The organism is Bacillus sp. S14(2024) (assembly GCF_050473785.1).
GTDB lineage: Bacteria > Bacillota > Bacilli > Bacillales > Bacillaceae_G > Bacillus_A > Bacillus_A yunxiaonensis.
In genome coordinates this window covers 379,944-398,739 of the sequence record NZ_JBFLUP010000006.1, presented here as the reverse complement: position 1 = coordinate 398,739, position 18,796 = coordinate 379,944, and the positions used below count along the sequence as shown (strand labels likewise).

Here is an 18,796-nt window from a genome sequence, read left to right as displayed (position 1 = left end):
TTAATTTGATTATATAAATTTAAAGATTTTAAACTGGGTATGCTGTACTTTAAAAGCATACACCTGCATTCTATGCAAAGTTATGCTTCCTATCATAACAAAATGTAATTTAAAACATAAAATTTCCACCAATACATTATAATGGACAAATTAACAGCTAAACATATAGCACCACGCTTTTTGGAGCGTATATTGATGTACTGACATAGCAAAAATATATATATTACATTCAAAAGGAGTTATTATGAATAAGCAAAAAAATAAACTCTCATATCAGAGAGTTTTCCATCGCGTACTTGGTTATTGAAAAAACAGCTTAAAGGGAACTGTATAATTTATTTTATCATATAGGTAACAGAAGTTATGTTGAGAAAATCTAATTCTAGTTAAGATAACAACGAAATGTTGGCGGGACCCCATATAGTAATCATTCTATATCACTGAATGAGAGGTTGTTCTATTCAAAAGTCTTTAACAAATTTTATTAAAATGGTTGTAAGCTATGTTTCCTTGCCAATCAGTTTTCTATCTATATTCATGGTTCCTTTCTAGCACTCCTTAAAAAATTTTAATCAGCAATATTTGCGCAACTATTGCTATTAATGAGGTGTTACCCTTGAACTCTCAAACAAAAACTTTCCAAGAAGATCCCTATGTTCAGCAAAAACGCTGGACTATTTTGATCATTCTCAATTTGTTTGTTTTTATGGCCACGCTTGATTCAAGTATTGTGAATATTGCTCTTCCGGATATTTCTAAATACTTTCAATTGTCGATTGCCAAAACGGAATGGGTGGTTAGCAGCTATTTAATTGCTATTTGTACGCTTATTTTGTTCTTTGGCAAATTAGGAGATATGTTTGGTAAAATTAAAATATTTAAAATTGGAACAGTCATTTTTGTAATCGGTTCTCTTTTATGTGGATTTAGCATTTCCTTGTCATGGCTTGTTCTTTTTCGAATTGTTCAGGCCCTTGGTGCTTCCATGACCATGGCCAACAGCCAAGGAATTGTTACTGATATTTTCCCTGCTAATGAGCGCGGAAAAGCTCTTGGTCTTGTCGGGACATTTGTTTCTCTCGGAGCTATTGCAGGACCGAGTCTTGGAGGACTACTGGTTTCTACTTTTGGTTGGAACTATATTTTCTGGGTTAATGTTCCCATTGGGCTGATTGCTATTATTTTTGGGTGGATAATTTTTCCGAATGATCTTAACTTTTTACATGTAAAACTCGACATTGCAGGAAGTTTATTGTTCTCAATTTTTATTGTTTCATTTTTTTCAGGGCTTTTGTTAGGACAACAAATTGGCTACACTGATATCCGGATTATTACCACTTTTGCCGTAGGGCTCATTAGCTTTATCATATTTTTGTGGGTGGAATCCAAAGTATCAGAGCCTATGCTGCATCTGTCATTATTTAAAAACTCTTTATTTTCGTTAAGTATTTTGGTTGGTTTTCTCGTGTTCGTAGCAAATTTCTGTTTTAATATTATCGCTCCATTTTATACGCAAAGTATTTTAGGCCTATCACCGCTAAGTGCTGGATTTTTGCTCATGCTGTTCCCGATTACCATGTCAATTGTTGCACCAATAAGCGGAGCATTATCAGATAAAATCGGGCAAGAATTACTAACCTTTATTGGTTTACTCGTGATGGTCCTGGCGCAATTTGGACTAGCTACGCTTCATGACGGAAGTTCGATTACGCTTGTAGGAGTTCTTGTTGCCATGCTCGGACTTGGAAGCGGGCTTTTCCAATCACCTAATAATTCATTGGTCATGTCAACCGCACCAAGATCTATGCTCGGTGTAGTAGGAAGTGTCAACTCACTTGTTCGAAATATCGGAATGGTAGTGGGGATTTCCGTTGCTACTACCACCTTGTTCAGCGTTATGAGCGCAAAAGCTGGATACCGAGTTACAGGGCTCATCCCTAATCGTCCAGATATTTTTCTTGAAGGGATGCATATTGTTTTTATCGGTTCAGCTTTCATCTGTTTAGTTTGTGCCTTTTTAACAGGATGGAGGTTACTACAATCACGCGCTGCTCGTAATCGCCATATCACAAGACAATAAGTAATTTTTCGTCAATGGCACCTCTTTTTTGAGGTGCTTTTTTAACTGTATTACATGTAACAGAGCTATTTCGTGTTGTTGATGCTATCCCTAGTAGGATTATTTGAGTTACAACTTCATTATTCTTTTTCTATCCATATCAAAAAAGAAATTAAAGTAATTGTTATAATAAATGTTCATCAAAAACTAATGTATAATAATGTAAATGATTTACCACTTTTTTAAAGGATTGTATGAAGGTAATTTTTTGGAATATACTTTTGTATCATGAGCGAGAGGAGGAAATTATGTGAACTTTAATTTAAATGAAGCTGTTGAGATTCTTGATCGCACACCACCAACATTGGAGTATTTTTTATCTGGTTTATCTAATGGATGGTTGTACTGCAATGAAGGAGAAGGAACATGGAATGTCTCTGAAGTGATTGAACATCTCATTGAAGGAGAGAAAAACAATTGGATACCACGGCTAGAATTTATTCTCCAGGAAGGTGAAAGTAAATCTTTCCCACATTTTGATCGCTTTTCCCACTTAAACAATACATCTCAAGAATCTATTGAAAAAAAATTATTTGAGTTTAAAACAATTAGAAAATACAACATAAACAAACTTACATCACTTATTGATTCTGAATCGCATCTTGAATTGACGGGATACCATCCTGCATTTGGTGTAGTGAAGGTAAGAGAATTAATTTCAACATGGGTTATTCATGATTTAACACATATTTCTCAAATCATTCGTGTTATGTCTGAAAGGTACAGAGAAGACGTTGGCCCATGGGATGCATATTTAGGCATATTAAAAAAGAAATAACAAAAATCTTCAATTTTTACGCACGAAAAATAAGACTTCTTCAGCAAAGACACCTTCAGTAATGCGGCAAAAAAAACGCGCCATCCCATGGCCTAATACATTTCTTCATACTCTTAACAGCGAAGAATCGTTCGAAATCATTCTACCAATATTACCGTCCGCTAATGCGAGATAAATCGTATTCTGTTCCTCACGTTCCATGAAGAAGGAGAATAGGGGCATTAAAATTTTGCCCCTTTTGTTAATCTAGAACAGGAGTGTGATCAATCCAATGAATAAATTGTTGTAAATAATGCTGAAGATATCGTTTTGTTTTTTCGTCAGTAAGCACTTTTTGATCGGAATCAATTTTTTCATGTACTTGCGAAATCAGCATTTTTTGAAATGGAAGAACATGAACTTGCATGGCTTCTAGTATTTGTCTGATTTGCATTTGAGCAAAGGCGGTACCTAATCCGCCAGGAGTTGCTCCGATTAAGCCAACTGGTTTTCTACTAAGAACAGAGGATTTCGAAGGTCTTGACGCCCAGTCCAATGCATTTTTTAACGCACCCGGAATGCCAGAATTGTATTCTGGACTAACGATAATAATACCGTCAACTTCTTGAATAGATGACTTAAATGATGTTACTTCTTCTGGATCTCCGCCTACTTCTAAATCTTCGTTAAATAGAGGAAGCTCTTTTATCTCGATCCAACGAAACTGAACAGAATCACTCATATCTGTCAATGATTGAGCTATGATTCGATTATAAGAATTTTTTCTTAAACTGCCGCACATAAGGCCAATCGTTTTAGTCATTTCAATTACCCTCCTTGTTCAAAGTTACCTTTCATGATACTATACTCTATCAAACATGGAAAGGGGTGCTAAAAATGGAAGAAAAAAAGGTTACATGGTTAGAACTTTTTTATGACCTCCTATTTGTAGCAGCAGTTGCAACTACCACTCAAGTTCTCGTTCATGCTGAAAAGGGATATATTTACCCAGAATATTTATTAAAGTTTGCTCTCATGTTTATTCCGATATGGTGGTCTTGGACTGGACAAACAATGTTTACGAATCGGTATGGCCAAGATTTTTTACATCAACGTATGTTTATGATTCTTCAAATGTTGTTTGTTCTTATTATGACATCCAGCTTATCGGTAGATTTCGATCAATACTATTTCTCCTTTCTGATTGGTTATATTGGATTAAGAGCACTAACAGCTATCCAATATCTTGTTGTCCAAAAGATAGAAGAAGGTAATCGAAAAAAGGTGGCTCGCTTTTTAGGAAGAGGGTTTTGGCTTGGAATCATAATCTCATTTTTTTCCCTCTTTTTTGATTCATGGATTCGATACGCCTTGTTATATGCAGGAATTATTGTGGATATTATTGTACCTATTTTCGGACGCAAGTATTTGGTGAAAGCTCCGCCAAATACAACTCATTTATTAGAACGGTTTGCTTTATTAACATTAATCCTTTTTGGAGAATCAGTCGTCAGCACCATTTCTGTGCTGCAGCCGCAAAAAGGGGATTGGCATTCAATCTCATTTTCGTTTATTTCATTTATTCTTATTATTTCTATGTGGTGGCAGTATTTTGATAATGTAGAGAAGAAAGTGGATAAATCAATCCAGACAACCGGCCAAATCATTATTTACGGTCATTTGTTTATTTTAATGTCTTTAAGCATGATTGCTGCATCTATTAAGTTGCTGTTTTTACAAGAGGTTCGTTATTTGTTTATCTTGTATTTTGTATTCGGTTCTGTATTACTCTATTTCATTGCAACTTCTATTGTTTTTCATCAATACAGATATGAAAAACATCGTTTGAAATATTATCACTTAGGGCTATTTTTAGGTATTTTAGCCATCTTTTTTATTATTGATTTAATAGTAATGGTTCCGAACATTGTCATAATGGGAGAATTAACCCTGTTCTTTATCATCTATGCTAAATTAACAACTACGTGAATAACCCCCTCCCTCTGAACCTTGAGGTGGGGGTCTTACTGCCCACGAATAGCGGGATAAAGATGAATTTAACTGTGTGATATAGCCTTCTTGATGTAGTCAGAAAGCTGGCTATCTATCCCAAATTTCTCTCCTATTTCAGGATTCTCTCTATAATAACGTTCAGCTGCTTTAGATATCTCAGGATCCTTAAAAGTCAACTTATTGAGGTATTCATTCCATCGCTTTGCCAATTGTGTTACATCTAGGTTTTCAGGTGGTGTCCCTTTCTCATATTCCGCGCGTATCTTTGCAGTTATTTCAGACCATTCACTTACATATTGCTTTCTTTTCTCTAATCCCATCTGTTTGAATATCTTTTCCTGTTGTTCTTGGGTAAAATATTTATCTTTACTCATATTAATCACCTCAATTAAATTTATAAATTGTTCTGCGCTCACTTCTTGTTGACTGTTAAGCAGCTCGTATATTCTTTCCAACCGACTGCACAATTGATCTTGTATCCGAATCGACTCTTTTACACTTTCTAGTTGTACTTTTATAACTTCGGCCGGATTCAAATTTGGATTTTCCATCATCTCTTTAATTTCACCTAAAGCAAAACCTAACTGCTTAAGTGACATAATTTGTTGCAGCTTGGCAATATCCGTTTCAGTGTAGATTCTATGTCCCTTATCAGAAGAATGCGAAGGAGAAAACAACCCAATTTTGTCATAATAATGGCGCATCCGTACCGTAAGCCCGGTTTGCTTGGCTAACTCTCCAATTTTCCAAGTGTTTTTATTCAGAATCAACCCCTCATTTCGTACGAATTATTTTAGCCGGCAACATTACTATACAACCTGACATAGTGTTAGGTTCAAGTACCTCTTTTAAATTTTTTGTTGTTTATATTTATAACAAATGATGTCACTTTACATTAGCTGATAATGATTCATTTCCAAAACTTTAAGGAAGCATATCCTTGTACAACAAAAAAGGAAGCATAAACCTGCATTTTATGCAAAGTTATACTTCCTTTAGGGCTAAATGAAGTTTGTTAATACCAATAACGCTGATTATGCAAATGAACAGTACTTCCTGTAATATTCGATATTTCGCTATTATATAAGCCACCTATCAAGTATAAGGAGGTATCTAATATGAATGTAAACAAACTCTTATTCATGCATGTAATAATCTTTCAGCAGCATGAATAAGAGTTATAACAAGTTATTAAAGAACTGAATATTTATTGTTATCCTTTACCATACTTAACATATCTCTTATTACCCCAACAACAACTTGTGGTTGATCAGCATGTATGACATGCCCAGCATCTTCAACAACAATATGTTTGTTATTAGTTGATAAGTTAGCAAGCTCTCTTTGGAATCTCATCCAAGCAGCCATAGATTCTACTGTATGAAAAGGCTGCAAACCACCCGTTACAACAATAAGTGGAATGTTCCCAAAAGATTTAGAAGTACGAACTTGTTCTAAACTTTCTTCAACCTCATGAAGAGAACCTTCTAAAGTAAATTGATTAAAATACGCTTCCTGAACTTCTTTTGTAAATAAATAAGGCAATATTTTATTTTGATCCTCGTGAGTTGAGTCTAAGAGGATTACTCCTGCAACTTCCTCTGGATATGTACTTGCAAATAATCTTATGTTTAACCCTCCAAATGAGTGTCCTACTAATACATATGGAGGTTTTACACCTGCTTTTTTTAGTAATACACGTAAATTCTCAACACTTTGTTGACTATGACGAGGTCTGTCATCCATTCCACTTTTTCCAACACCAGCTCTATCATAAATAAATAGTTTTGAGAACTTTGAAACCTCATCTCTAATCGGATTCCAGCTTTCTAAAGTAGCTCCATACCCAGAATCAAAAACTAGAGTTGGACCTTCATTATGTTCCCCTAACAATTCATAGTATAATTCAATACCACCTATATCTAGTCCTTTTCCCCGTTCATTCCCAATACATTCACTCATATCCAATCCCCCATTTTTCATTTTGCTATAAAAAGAGGTTTTATTTTGATTTGTTTTAAACATTGAATTTATTTTTTAAATAATTGTGGTTCTTCAACTTTAAAAGATTGAACTTCTCCACATTCTAAACAAAATGTAGTTAATAACTTAGAACGAACTCCGCTTTTAAAAATGGTACTAGATATATTTTCACAAACATATGCATGGTATCCAAATCCAACTTTTCCTTCTTTTAAATTGGTAGAACCACAATTTTTACATTTATTATTCATGTTATAATCCACCCCTTTTACTTATATTAACATGTAACAAAAAAGGGATTTACCTAATATTTGTTAAAAACATCGATAAATAACCTATTAGGAATAAAAAGGATAAATATAACATCTCCTAATTGATCAAACATCTATTCAGAAAATCCTTCCTTAACATACAAAGAAACGATTAACTTGTATCCTTTCCTATAATGGTATTGTGACCCCTATAAAATAGTAAGTAAAAAACGGCTTACTTTTTAAGCATAAAGCTGCCGGAAACCTTTTGTTTTTAAACAATTTTCCATGACTTCTTATGAAAAATGAAAGTATAAGTTTACCGCGGGCTAATCATTAATTCATAAGCTTGCCGTTAGTTTATGCAAGCTTTTATACATATGGAGTATAGGAAATTGGTTAAAATACGGAATGTGTTTTTATAAATCATTATATTCGAAATCAACTGACATTCCACTTCTCTTAAATGGTATAATTAGGTAAAAAAGAAGAGTGGATGTGTCATGAATAAAAAACAGGTTGGACTAATGTGATTGGTTTAGTCTGGTTAGGAACTATCGGGGCACTCTTATCTGTTTGTGCTAGGCTGATTCCTAACAATATTGTGTCCTTGGGAATCCTTGCTGTTGGAATGATGATTACATTTGGGGCTTCTCTTACAGGGCTTTCCTTACTTAGAAAAAACAGATTGCAAGAACAAATAACACTGATGGTTCACTAAGCCAATTTTTCATACGAGAAGCAGAAAGGAGTCATATGAAAAATATAAAAAAATTAATAAAATTTATTGGAGTAATTATTATAGTATTGCTAACTATTGCACTTTTTTCCCCTACATGGACTTCGCATATAAAAGGTCATAACAGTATAAGTGCATTAGAACAAGTAGAGATAAATGGAAGTAGTCATGAAATTATGATACGTGGCAAAGATAAGGATAATCCAGTTATTATTTTTGTACATGGAGGACCTGGATGTCCAGAAATACCATATGCCCAGAAATACCAAGACTTATTAGAAAATAGTTTTACGGTTGTTAATTATGATCAAAGAGCTAGTGGAAAATCGTATCATTTTTTTGAGGACTATTCTAATCTTTCATCAGACTTATTAGTGAAGGACTTACTGACTATGACGGATTATATATCAAAACGTCTTGGCAAAGAAAAGGTAATACTAATTGGTCATTCTTATGGTACATATATTGCAACGCAAGCTGCCTATAAAGCACCTGAAAAATATGAAGCATATATTGGTATTGGACAAATGAGTGATACAGTAGAAAGCGAGATTGACAGTTTGAACTACTCTATTAATCAAGCTCAAAATGCTGGCAATAAAGATGATGTTTTATCTTTACAAGGGTTAACTGAAAAAATCAAAAATGGTGATACATTTACCCCACGAAATTATGTTATGAAATATGGTGGGAGTTCAAGACTTATTGATAACCCCGATGGCAATAACATAGATATGTTATTCAGTAGTGAATATAACTTATTAGATGTAATCCGTTATAACTATGGGTTAGCCTATTCTCAACAAATTTTGTTAAAGGAAGTATTAAAAAATCCATTGCCTACTTTAGTAACAAAACTAAAATTACCATGCTATTTTGTAATGGGTAAATATGACTATATGACTTCCTCTAATGCAGCAAAAAAATATTTTGATATGATTGAGGCCGATAAAAAAGAATTTATAGCTTTTGAGAAATCAGCTCATTATCCACAATTTGAAGAGAAGGAAAAATTTTATGAATGGATGCGCAATACATTTATAAAATAAATACAATTGAGCTAATTTCATAATCCCAAGCCCAGTCAAATTAAGGACTATCGGTTAACTTTAGGAACAATTTAGTGTCAAATGTGCTTAAACTAACGGGTACTTTAGTGCAAAAAGGGGGATATCTGATGAAATGCCAATGGCGTAACTTGATAACCATATTTCTAATATGCTCTTTTCTCACAGCTTGTTCGGAATCAAAACCTTTACAGGTAACAAACATTAAAAGTTGAAAAATCAATCCAGCTTGCAATACGTCCCTTATACTTAGCCAATGAAAGCCAAAGTGGTAATCAGCATGTACAATAGGAGAAATTCCTTTCATTACTAAATATCCCTTTTTATCATTTAGCTCAAACATATAAAGATTTGTATGATAACGATCTGAGTGATTTGTGTAGATATGATCAAATGAAGAAAAATTTATAACTAAAAAAACTGTGGGCATAAAGATTCCACCTATGATGTAATTGTAGATTTAGAATAAAGTTTGATTAAAGCGAAGTAAAAACCTTTATTTAACGGATAATATAAAAATTCCTTTTAAAAAAGATTGATCATTTCTACCTATGTTGTTCAACAATCGTTACCCTGAGAACATGACAAATAATTAAAGCACGGATAATTTTTTCCGTGCTTTTCCAAACATATATTTTATTTCGGAAGATTTAGTTGCCACGAGACACCGAACCGATGGTGTACTCATCCTAACTGGCGTTTGAATGCTTTACTGGCGAAGAAGTAAGCGATGACCATGATGCCGACGCACCAAGCAAGCGCAATCCAGATGTCGTTGCCAACAGACCCTTTATACAAGAGGGCACGTATCGCATTCACGATTGAAGTCACGGGCTGGTTCTCAGCGAACGCACGGACGATTTTAGGCATAGTTTCGGTGGGGACAAAGGCCGAACTGATAAACGGCAGGAAAATCAGCGGGTACGAGTAGGCTGTCGCCCCTTCCATAGATCTTGCTGTCAATCCGGGAATAACAGCCAACCATGTCAGCGCCAGCGTAAACAGCCCGAGTATCCCAGCTACCGCGAGCCAATCCAGGATATCAGCGCTGGAACGGAAGCCCATCAAGAGCGCGACAAGAATAACCACCACGATCGTAAGCGCATTGGAAACAAGCGAGGTCAATACGTGAGCCCACAATACCGACGAGCGCTTGATGGGCATGGTAATGAAACGCGCCATTAGCCCGCTCTTTACATCCGTAAACAGCCGCACGGAAGTGTAAGCGACGCCGGATGCGATAGCCATCAGCAAGATTCCCGGCAATAAATAATTGACGTAGTTGTCCGTGCCTGTCTTTATGGCGCCGCCAAATACGTAGACAAACAGCAGCATCATCATAATCGGCGTAATCGCCACCGTGATAATCGTATCCGGGCTGCGCATGATGTTGCGCATTAAACGCCCTAGTAATACCCCTGTTTTGCTTTTCATTTACATCTCCTCCTTTTTGCCGATGATCGCGAGGAAAATTTCCTCTAATGTCGGTTGCTTCTCGATGTACTCCACTTTCGCTGGCGGGAACATCTCTTTGAGTTCGGTAAGGGTACCGGTCGTGATGATTTTTCCGCCATGCAGGATGGCGATACGGTCTGCCAGTTGTTCAGCTTCCTCCAGATACTGGGTTGTCAGCAAGATGGTTGTGCCGCCGCCGGCAAGCTCCTTGACGGTATCCCAGACTTCAATCCGCGCTTCGGGATCAAGCCCTGTCGTCGGTTCGTCGAGAAAAATGACTGCTGGCGTCCCGATTAGGCTCATGGCGATGTCAAGCCGGCGCTTCATCCCGCCGGAATACTGGTCTGCCCGGCGGTTGGCCGCATCGGTCAGGCTGAATCTCGCAAGCAGATTGTCGGCGACTTGAGCGGGATTGGAAACTCCACGCAACTTGGCAATCATCATCAGGTTTTCCCGCCCGGTGAGCATGCCGTCTAAAGCCGCGAACTGCCCTGTCAGGCTGATGCTCTGGCGCACATGATCCGGTTGCCGCTGGACGTCAAAGCCGCAAATACCTACTTCGCCGCCATCGGGCTTCATCAGCGTCGAGAGGATGTTGACAGTCGTCGTCTTGCCCGCTCCATTTGAGCCCAGCAGTGCGAAAATTTCGCCACGCCGCACCTCAAAATCCACCCCCTTTAAAACTTCCTTGTCTTTAAAGGATTTTTTTAACCCTTTTACAGAAATCGCTGCATTGCTCATACTTTTTTCCTCCTTATAAAGTGAAACTTTAATCAGTGGGGGGGGGTTTCTTCATCCCCACTGATTATTAGTTGAACCAATCGGGCTTTTACGGGCAGTTTATCTCCCACCTAACTTCTTTAGAAAAGGGGAAGCGGCTCGCTCAGAATCGCAGGACGTTGGAGCCCCCGACAGAGAGTCGCTTTTTGCCTCGTCCGAGGGGGCGAAACGACCGGAGATTCTAGCCGCTAGAGCTGTACAATGCTTTCGCTGAATTTTGAGGTGGAAGTATTACTGCCCGTTAATGCGGGATAAAAAGCGCTTTGCGGAGCTAGATTACCTATACTCCGCTATTTAGTCTGACTGATAATCTGTATTACTTATTACCGGGTTAAAAATATAACTGAATAGCGATGGCAGCAATTCACATTTGTAACCAGCTAATCAGTCGGTACTATTTATTAAATTTATTCTTTTCTCAATCGCTTCATGATACTCTGATTCAAATCTTCACGATACTTGGCGACATAGGTTCTAGCATTTGCCACTAGTTCATCAGCAAAGGACGCTACGTCGTCCCCAGTGATTTCCAGCACTTGTCTACCTTCCGCCGCACCGGCTTCGAACAAATCGATTAATTCATACTGTATGTGCAGCATATCCATCCCGTTGCCCGCTGAGAAATTCCACATGTAGTTTTGAATTTTCTTAAATACAAACTGGTAGTCCTCTGGCAGAGCTCCAACCCGCGCCATCATCATTTTGTACTCTTTTTTATCACCAATCATTTTTTTGAACATTTCCATCATGTTATTTTTCCTCCTTTTTTTATAAAGCTGAATAAGACACTCCAAAAATATTAGACAGAATATCTTATGAAGCTAGATTGACTTTAAGACGTTTATTTTTGATGATACAAAATCCCATTTTTTCCAAAATAATTCAAGCTCCTGGCGTCCAGCCTCATTCAGTGAGTAAAACTTGCGGGGCGGCCCCATATCTGACGGTTTCTTTTCTATATTCACAAGTTTTTTCTTTTCTAATCGCACGAGGATGGTATAAACCGTCCCTTCCACGACTTCGGTAAACCCAAGCTCATTCAGGTGGCGGGTAATCTCGTAGCCATAGGTCTCATGTCGGCTGATGATTTCCAGTACACAACCTTCCAGCGAACCTTTCAGCATTTCAGTTAAATTTTCCATATTTAGATCCTCCTCTACCTCCCCTATTCTGTCTGACTTATATTCAGTATTACAGAGTACTAAGGCAAATTTTTTACTTAATAGCTTTTGGAAAATCCAACTATTAAGTATTACTTATTACATGTATATTGTATCACTGAGTAGAAGGTGTCAACTATTTTTCTTAATTTTTTTTGCACCCTCACTATTCAGTGTGACATATTACAGGTATATCGTAACACGCAGTAGATGAACTGTCAAATGGATTTTCTAACTATTTTTAAAACCAGCTATCCCCATTGGATACAGCCTATTTTCTTTATGGAGCTTTTACTTCCTCCTATGCTTCTTTCACAATGATTACACCCTTATTATTCCCATCCAGCAGCTGTACATGTAAATATCGCAATTCTATTCCTCCATTATTTTTCGATTATCTTATTCACTACTTTACTCATTAACTTTTTAAGTAAAAAGCCGTCTTCTGTTTCAATGAACTCACCGAATAGATCTAGAAATTTGTTGTTCATTAGTATATACCTCTTATGTCTTTACTGGATTTATTATAAATTAAAAGTTTATCTCTGCGATTATTATTCCAGTGAATAACCCCTCCTTATCCACCTTCCGGTCTGATTGAAGAAGGGGCTTCCTGTTTCATAGACCGTTGCATAATGGGGGGTCCCACTGCGTCTTACACAGTCTCCACAGGCGTAGTTTATACTGTTCGGACATAACCTTGCCCTACAGTTTGTAGACTTTAGTTTGTGATAAGCAATTCTTCTAATCCTTTTTGTAAGATGTTCCGGCTCGCGTTATAGTCTCTATCCAATACCGTTCCACACTTTGTACAAATGTGAGTACGAATAGAGAGAGACTTCTTCACACGATTCCCACAAAAAGAACAGTCTTGTGAAGTATACTTTGGTTCTACTTTGATGAGTACACCGCCATGATTTTCGCATTTGTAAGCAAGCATGTTTCGAAACATTCCCCACCCTGCATCAGAAATAGACTTCGATAATTTTCTGTTTCTAACCATGTTTCGAATGTTCAAATTTTCTACAACGATAACGGAATACTCTTTTGCTAGATTGTAACTGAGTTTATGAAGAAAATCTCTGCGCTGGTTTGCTACTTTTTCATGTAGCTTGCGAACACGCTCGACTTGTTTTATGAAGTTAGCAGAACCTTTTTTCTTCTTAGAAAGTTTTCGTTGTGCTTTCTGCAGTTGTTTTTCTTTTTCATGGAGAAATCTAGGGTTTTCATATTCTAAACCATTAGAAAGAACGGCATACTTATATAATCCCACGTCAATTCCTATCGCACGATTGGTATCGATATCAGATGGTACCACTTGTCTTTCGACACAGAAAATAGCGTACCATCTTTTCCCTTGACGTTTGAGAATCAATTGCTTGATTGTTCCTTCAAGTGGTCTGTGAAGGATGATATCTATTTCTCCCAGCTTTTTATTGTATAATTTACCGTTATCAGAAAAAGACATGGCATAGCGATGCTTTCCATTTGGTTTCAACCCAAATTGCGGAAATGTCATACTCGTGTAATCTTTATACTTTTTCTGTTTCGGATACTTTGCATCTTTACGAAAGAAATTTTCAAACGCTTTTTTCAGACGTGCAAAAACTTCTTGCAAAGGCTGAGAAGGCATTTCTTTTAGAAAAGGGTACGTATTCTTGTCCAATGTAAGTTGTCTTTGCATATCATAACGATTGTAATTTTCTTTATTTTGCTTATATTTCCGTTCTTTGTCTAGCAAGGCAGAATTGTAGGTTTGACGACAATATTGTAGCCAACGGTCTAACACTTCTTGTTGTGCTTCTGTTGGAAAGATTTCATATTTTTGATTCAACAACATTGTCATCACTTCCCATTCGTTTTGTCCTTGTGTTTCGGTATTGTTTTAGAATTTCTAATGGTGTACCGCCTATAGTCAGCAAACAATAACTTTGAGATCAAAAGTATTCTTTACTATCATTTCTGTTTCATTTGAGGAAATTCCTTTTTCATTCCTTTGGCTTACGCCAACCAAAATTCATCCCCTCCCTACTCATTGGGCTTCACCCTTCTCATTCCTTGAGGAAGGGGAATTCTTTTGGAAGCATGTTAAAAATTTATGATACTATCCTCATCATGTCTTTTATATTTAATGTTTTAAGGAAAAAAGCTATACTATAAGCAAAACTAAAAATTGGAAAGGAAATACTAAAACATGGAAAATTATTTATTGTTTATCCTTACAGCACTCCTAATCATAATAATGCCTGGTCCCGGTTTTGCTTTAGTTACAAAAAACACTATCTCTCATGGTAGAAATGGTGGGATAAAGACCGTCTTAGGAACGGTATCTGGAATGATGATTCATACAATAATGGCTACACTAGGACTCTCTGCTATCCTAATGAAATTTGCTATGCTATTTACATTAATAAAATATGCTGGGGCTCTTTATTTAATTTATTTAGCTGTAAAGTCACTTAAAAGTTCTTTTTCCAAAAAAGAACATATGTCAGGTTCAGTGGAAATGAACCCTAAGGATATTGGAACGGTTAAAAGTTTTAGACAAGGATTTACCACGGCAATCTTAAACCCAAAAACTGCTGTATTTTTCCTTAGTTTTCTACCCCAATTTATTGTGAGCAATCAAAGTCATCTCTTCCAATTTCTTTTGCTAGGACTCACATTTACGACTTTGACAGCAATATGGTATTTTCTTTATATCTCACTAATACGTCAACTAGGAAATTTTTTAAGAAAAGAAAAAGTGAACCGTGCCATGGAGGGTATTACTGGCACAATATTATTAGTATTTGGAGTTAAGTTATTTTTCCAAAAATAAATATGTATATAAAAAGAGAAATAATCAATGGTGGTTATTTCTCTTTTTCACTTATTCTAAAATTTTTTGTACTACTGTTGAACAAATCCTTCTTAGATTTAATTCAGAAACATCAAAATTACCAGAAGCATAAGCTTGCCGCAAACAAAAAGAACCATAACCTTACCGAAACGGCAAAGTTATGGTTCATATCATACAAAATAAAAAAACCACCAAATATGTATTGGTGGAGACGGTGGGAGTCGAACCCACGTCCAAAAGTATCGGCACTTAAGCTTCTACGAGTGTAGTCGACATATTAGCATTTCGCAAATTCTTCGGCCTATCGACAGGCTTCCGAATTGCTAGTCTGGTTGTTCTCTTCCTTTGTCCTCAGACGGTGAACTCCGGCGTAGCCCACTTAGAGTGAGTCCGCTACCCTACCACATGGGCAATGGAGGGGCGAACCGCTAAAAGCTGTTATTAAGCAGCTAAAGCGAAGTTGTTTTGTTGTTTGCCAGTTATAGGCTTTGACGTTTTAACGAGGCCGATCCCCTCGACTCGCAACCTAAGCTCGAACTACCCCTGTCGAATCCGTAACGTCCCCATATAAGAAATGGAGCATACGAAGTATATTCGTGATAGCTGCTATTGAGCTGTTTTTCAATGTTCAACTGGCCTTACATTTGTTATTATAGCACACGATCGTCATTTTGCAATTGTAAATTTCTGTATTACGCTTTTTGACGATCACGGAATGCACGTGCAATTTCACGTTTTGCTTCTTTCTCTTTTAAATCATGGCGCTTATCATATTGCTTTTTACCTTTACCTAAACCTAGTTCCATTTTCGCAAATCCATTTTTCAAATAAATTTTAAGCGGTACAAGCGTATACCCTGTTTCTTTCGTATACCCAATAAGCTTTAAAATTTCTCTTCTATGAAGAAGTAACTTTCTTGTACGAAGCGGATCATGGTTAAAACGATTTCCTTGTTCATATGGACTAATATGCATATTATGTACCCATACTTCACCATTTTGCACACGCGCAAAGGCATCTTTTAAGTTTACACGGCCTGCACGAATCGCCTTAATTTCCGTTCCTTGAAGGACAAGACCTGCTTCGTATGTTTCTTCAATAAAATAATCATGATATGCTTTTTTATTTTGTGCGATGACTTTTCCTTGACCTTTTGGCATCTCGATTGACGCCTCCCTTCATTTTTATCATTGTAGCAAAATATGAAGAAAGAAGCCATATATGGCTTCTTTCTTACTTACGTTTTTTCTTTTTCTTCTTAAAGTTCGGTGCATTTTCAAAGAATGGCTTTTTCTTTTTGGCACCATTTCGTTTGCCATTCCCATTTCGATTTGATTCTTTGCCTTGGCCGCCGCGATTGTTTTCACGATCGCTACGTTTTCTTCTACTTCCTTTTGGCTGCTCAATTACAACAGGACGATCTTTTCGTTGTCGTTTCACATTGCCTTTCATACCGACAATTTCAAAGTCAATTGCACGCTCATCTTTGTTTACATTCACAACGCGAATCGTAATCTCATCACCAATACGGAAGACATTTCCTGTACGTTCGCCAATCATCGCAAAATGATGTTCATCATAACGATAATAATCATCCGTTAAATAGCTGACATGAACAAGACCTTCAATTGTATTTGGAAGCTCTACGAATAAACCGAAGTTTGTTACAGAACTAATAATTCCATCGTATTCTTCACCAATTTTATCAAGCATGTACTCTGCTTTTTTCAGTTCATCCGTTTCACGCTCTGCTTCAACAGCACGGCGCTCCATGTTGGAAGAATGCTCGGCAATATCCGGTAAGTTTTCACGCCACTTTGCTTGTGTCTCACTATCGACTTTTCCGTTAATGAGATACGTGCGAATCAATCTGTGCACAATTAAATCTGGATAACGGCGAATCGGTGATGTGAAATGTGTATAAAACTCTGTGGATAAACCAAAATGGCCGATACTCTCTGCATCATAACGAGCTTGCTTCATGGAACGAAGCATAACTGTCGAAATAACAACTTCTTCAGGCTGACCTTGTACCATTTCAAGAATTTGTTGAAGCGCACGCGGATGTACTTCGTTCCCGCGACCTTTTACCGCATAACCGAAGTTTGTAATAAACTCAAAGAAACGCTCTAGTTTATCTTCTTTTGGATCTTCGTGAACACGGTACATAAACGGTACGTTCATCCAGTGGAAATGCTCAGCGACTGTTTCGTTTGCTACAAGCATAAATTCCTCAATTAATTTCTCAGCTACAGAACGATCACGCAAAATCACATCAGTCGGTTTTCCTTCTTCATCCACTAGTACTTTTGCTTCTTTGAAGTCAAAATCAATTGCTCCGCGGCGCATACGCTTTTCACGTAAAATGGCAGCCAATTTCCCCATCTCTTGGAACATTGGTACTAACGGCTCATAACGCGCCATTAATTCTTCATCTTCATCGTCTAGAATCTGCTTCACATCTGAGTACGTCATGCGTTCCGTCGTTTTAATAACGCTTTGGAAAATCTCATGACTCACTACTTCCCCTTGATCATTAATTTCCATTTCACAAGATAATGTTAAACGATCTACCTTTGGATTTAATGAACAAATTCCGTTAGACAAACGATGCGGAATCATTGGAATAACACGGTCTACAAGATAAATACTCGTTCCTCGTTCAGCTGCTTCACGGTCAATTGCAGATCCTTCCGTAACATAATGGCTTACATCCGCAATATGCACACCCAGCTTGTAGTTACCATTCTCAAGTTTCGTTACCGTAACCGCATCATCTAAGTCTTTCGCATCCGCGCCATCGATTGTAACAATTGTTTGGTCTCGCAAATCACGGCGCCCTTGTAAATCGTTCTCATCAATTGTTTCTGGTACACTGTTCGCATGCTCCATTGCATCTGCCGGAAACGCAAGCGGTAAGTTATGCTTATGGATAACTGATAAAATATCAACGCCTGGGTCATTTTTATGACCAAGAATTTGAATAACTTCTCCTTCTGCACTTAAACGATCTTGTGGGTAGCTTGTAATTTTAACAACGACTTTATGTCCTTCTACTGCACCCATAGAAGCACTTTTTGGAACGAAAATGTCGCTCGCCCATCGCTTATTGTCAGGGATAACAAACCCAAAATTTTTCGATTCTGTATATGTACCAACTAATTCCTTTGTTCCGCGTTCAATAATTCGAACAATTGTCCCTTCCTTGCGTGAACCGCTTGATTCCGAACTAATACGTGCTAATACTGTATCACCGTGTAGTGCACCCTTTAATTCTGTTGGCGGAATAAAAATATCATCTAACCCTTTTTCTTCAGGTACGACAAACGCAAACCCGCGAGCATGTCCAATTAGTTTACCGCGTACTAAGTTCATCTTTTCTGGAAGACCGTAGCGGTTACTTCTTGTACGAACAACACGCCCTTTTTCCTCCATAATGACAAGTGCTTTCACAAACTCTTTAAAGTCAGCCGCATCTTCAATACCAAACGCTTCTTCTAACTCTTGCACAGTAAGCGGCTTATATGCTTCTTCTTTCATAAACGATAACAATTTATCGATGTTTGCTTGCATGATTTCTTCCAAGTACAAAAACCTCCTTATAAATCCTCGTATTTTATAGTCTATCCG

General features: G+C 37.2%; 18 protein-coding genes and 1 other RNA gene. 6 read left to right on the top strand and 13 right to left on the bottom strand.

Translation table 11 applies throughout. The features are described 5' to 3' along the window. Positions 1-607: 607 nt before the first annotated feature. Entirely contained in the window at positions 608-2,080 is a 1,473-nt protein-coding gene (locus AB1279_RS02175; protein ID WP_429757680.1) for an MFS transporter, read from the top strand. 289 nt (positions 2,081-2,369) lie between these two features. Next, entirely contained in the window at positions 2,370-2,897 is a 528-nt protein-coding gene (locus AB1279_RS02170; RefSeq protein ID WP_429757679.1) for a DinB family protein, read from the top strand. Positions 2,898-3,138: 241 nt separating this feature from the next. Here AB1279_RS02170 and AB1279_RS02165 read toward each other — a convergent pair whose 3' ends face one another. Then, positions 3,139-3,699 (bottom strand): NADPH-dependent FMN reductase, encoded by a 561-nt coding sequence (locus tag AB1279_RS02165; RefSeq protein WP_429757678.1) that lies wholly within the window; start codon positions 3,697-3,699, stop codon positions 3,139-3,141. A 74-nt stretch (positions 3,700-3,773) separates the two neighbouring features. Between AB1279_RS02165 and AB1279_RS02160 the strand changes: the two genes are divergently transcribed. Beyond that, positions 3,774-4,865, top strand: coding sequence for a low temperature requirement protein A (locus AB1279_RS02160; RefSeq protein WP_429757677.1), 1,092 nt, complete (start codon positions 3,774-3,776; stop codon positions 4,863-4,865). A 68-nt stretch (positions 4,866-4,933) separates the two neighbouring features. Here AB1279_RS02160 and AB1279_RS02155 read toward each other — a convergent pair whose 3' ends face one another. The 3 genes from AB1279_RS02155 to AB1279_RS02145 form a co-directional block, all read right to left on the bottom strand. Further along, positions 4,934-5,659 carry a MerR family transcriptional regulator gene (locus AB1279_RS02155; protein ID WP_429757676.1) on the bottom strand — a complete coding sequence of 242 codons (726 nt, stop codon included), beginning with the start codon at positions 5,657-5,659 and terminating at the stop codon, positions 4,934-4,936. Between the two features lie 421 nt (positions 5,660-6,080). Then, positions 6,081-6,851 carry an alpha/beta fold hydrolase gene (locus AB1279_RS02150; protein ID WP_429757675.1) on the bottom strand — a complete coding sequence of 257 codons (771 nt, stop codon included), beginning with the start codon at positions 6,849-6,851 and terminating at the stop codon, positions 6,081-6,083. Positions 6,852-6,919: 68 nt separating this feature from the next. Continuing rightward, entirely contained in the window at positions 6,920-7,123 is a 204-nt protein-coding gene (locus tag AB1279_RS02145) for a hypothetical protein (RefSeq protein ID WP_429753181.1), read from the bottom strand. A 529-nt stretch (positions 7,124-7,652) separates the two neighbouring features. Between AB1279_RS02145 and AB1279_RS02140 the strand changes: the two genes are divergently transcribed. Further along, positions 7,653-7,844, top strand: a complete 192-nt coding sequence (locus tag AB1279_RS02140; protein WP_429757674.1) for a hypothetical protein — start codon at positions 7,653-7,655, stop codon at positions 7,842-7,844. Positions 7,845-7,879: 35 nt separating this feature from the next. After that, on the top strand, positions 7,880-8,911 hold the full coding sequence (locus AB1279_RS02135; RefSeq protein ID WP_429757673.1) for an alpha/beta hydrolase: 1,032 nt from the start codon (positions 7,880-7,882) through the stop codon (positions 8,909-8,911). 40 nt (positions 8,912-8,951) lie between these two features. Here AB1279_RS02135 and AB1279_RS02130 read toward each other — a convergent pair whose 3' ends face one another. The 6 genes from AB1279_RS02130 to AB1279_RS02105 all read right to left on the bottom strand — a co-directional run bounded on the left by AB1279_RS02130 (position 8,952) and on the right by AB1279_RS02105 (position 14,170). Then, a complete protein-coding gene (locus AB1279_RS02130; protein ID WP_429757672.1) occupies positions 8,952-9,359 on the bottom strand; it encodes a hypothetical protein in 408 nt (135 codons plus the stop codon). Between the two features lie 254 nt (positions 9,360-9,613). After that, on the bottom strand, positions 9,614-10,363 hold the full coding sequence (locus AB1279_RS02125; RefSeq protein ID WP_429757671.1) for an ABC transporter permease: 750 nt from the start codon (positions 10,361-10,363) through the stop codon (positions 9,614-9,616). Next, positions 10,364-11,125, bottom strand: coding sequence for an ABC transporter ATP-binding protein (locus AB1279_RS02120; RefSeq protein WP_429757670.1), 762 nt, complete (start codon positions 11,123-11,125; stop codon positions 10,364-10,366). It abuts the gene before it with no gap. Positions 11,126-11,571: 446 nt separating this feature from the next. Continuing rightward, positions 11,572-11,913 (bottom strand): DUF1048 domain-containing protein, encoded by a 342-nt coding sequence (locus AB1279_RS02115; protein WP_429757669.1) that lies wholly within the window; start codon positions 11,911-11,913, stop codon positions 11,572-11,574. A 72-nt stretch (positions 11,914-11,985) separates the two neighbouring features. Beyond that, the gene (locus tag AB1279_RS02110; protein ID WP_017151750.1) at positions 11,986-12,306 is read right to left on the bottom strand and encodes a PadR family transcriptional regulator; all 321 of its coding nucleotides are present in this window, start codon (positions 12,304-12,306) and stop codon (positions 11,986-11,988) included. A 739-nt stretch (positions 12,307-13,045) separates the two neighbouring features. Continuing rightward, a complete protein-coding gene (locus AB1279_RS02105) occupies positions 13,046-14,170 on the bottom strand; it encodes an RNA-guided endonuclease InsQ/TnpB family protein (RefSeq protein WP_429757668.1) in 1,125 nt (374 codons plus the stop codon). Between the two features lie 348 nt (positions 14,171-14,518). Between AB1279_RS02105 and AB1279_RS02100 the strand changes: the two genes are divergently transcribed. Further along, positions 14,519-15,145 carry a LysE family translocator gene (locus tag AB1279_RS02100; RefSeq protein ID WP_429757667.1) on the top strand — a complete coding sequence of 209 codons (627 nt, stop codon included), beginning with the start codon at positions 14,519-14,521 and terminating at the stop codon, positions 15,143-15,145. Positions 15,146-15,369: 224 nt separating this feature from the next. On the opposite strand, the gene ssrA is transcribed toward AB1279_RS02100, so the two are convergent. From ssrA to rnr, 3 genes are all read right to left on the bottom strand, one after another. Continuing rightward, positions 15,370-15,731, bottom strand: a transfer-messenger RNA (tmRNA) gene (ssrA, locus tag AB1279_RS02095). A gap of 127 nt (positions 15,732-15,858) precedes the next feature. Then, positions 15,859-16,326, bottom strand: a complete 468-nt coding sequence (gene smpB / locus AB1279_RS02090; protein ID WP_377880243.1) for an SsrA-binding protein SmpB — start codon at positions 16,324-16,326, stop codon at positions 15,859-15,861. A gap of 73 nt (positions 16,327-16,399) precedes the next feature. Beyond that, positions 16,400-18,739: a ribonuclease R gene (rnr, locus tag AB1279_RS02085; RefSeq protein ID WP_429761278.1), complete on the bottom strand. Its 2,340-nt coding sequence runs from the start codon at positions 18,737-18,739 to the stop codon at positions 16,400-16,402. Between the last annotated feature and the right edge of the window lie 57 nt (positions 18,740-18,796).

Bases quoted from the DNA above. Each gene is read 5' to 3' on its own strand.
- AB1279_RS02165 (WP_429757678.1), bottom strand. From the start codon at position 3,699: ATGACTAAAACGATTGGCCTTATGTGCGGCAGTTTAAGAAAAAATTCT.
- AB1279_RS02160 (WP_429757677.1), top strand. From the start codon at position 3,774: ATGGAAGAAAAAAAGGTTACATGGTTAGAACTTTTTTATGACCTCCTA.
- AB1279_RS02150 (WP_429757675.1), bottom strand. From the start codon at position 6,851: ATGAGTGAATGTATTGGGAATGAACGGGGAAAAGGACTAGATATAGGT.
- AB1279_RS02145 (WP_429753181.1), bottom strand. From the start codon at position 7,123: ATGAATAATAAATGTAAAAATTGTGGTTCTACCAATTTAAAAGAAGGA.
- AB1279_RS02135 (WP_429757673.1), top strand. From the start codon at position 7,880: ATGAAAAATATAAAAAAATTAATAAAATTTATTGGAGTAATTATTATA.
- AB1279_RS02130 (WP_429757672.1), bottom strand. From the start codon at position 9,359: ATGCCCACAGTTTTTTTAGTTATAAATTTTTCTTCATTTGATCATATC.
- AB1279_RS02125 (WP_429757671.1), bottom strand. From the start codon at position 10,363: ATGAAAAGCAAAACAGGGGTATTACTAGGGCGTTTAATGCGCAACATC.
- AB1279_RS02120 (WP_429757670.1), bottom strand. From the start codon at position 11,125: ATGAGCAATGCAGCGATTTCTGTAAAAGGGTTAAAAAAATCCTTTAAA.
- AB1279_RS02115 (WP_429757669.1), bottom strand. From the start codon at position 11,913: ATGATGGAAATGTTCAAAAAAATGATTGGTGATAAAAAAGAGTACAAA.
- AB1279_RS02110 (WP_017151750.1), bottom strand. From the start codon at position 12,306: ATGGAAAATTTAACTGAAATGCTGAAAGGTTCGCTGGAAGGTTGTGTA.
- AB1279_RS02105 (WP_429757668.1), bottom strand. From the start codon at position 14,170: ATGACAATGTTGTTGAATCAAAAATATGAAATCTTTCCAACAGAAGCA.
- AB1279_RS02100 (WP_429757667.1), top strand. From the start codon at position 14,519: ATGGAAAATTATTTATTGTTTATCCTTACAGCACTCCTAATCATAATA.
- smpB (WP_377880243.1), bottom strand. From the start codon at position 16,326: ATGCCAAAAGGTCAAGGAAAAGTCATCGCACAAAATAAAAAAGCATAT.
- rnr (WP_429761278.1), bottom strand. From the start codon at position 18,739: ATGCAAGCAAACATCGATAAATTGTTATCGTTTATGAAAGAAGAAGCA.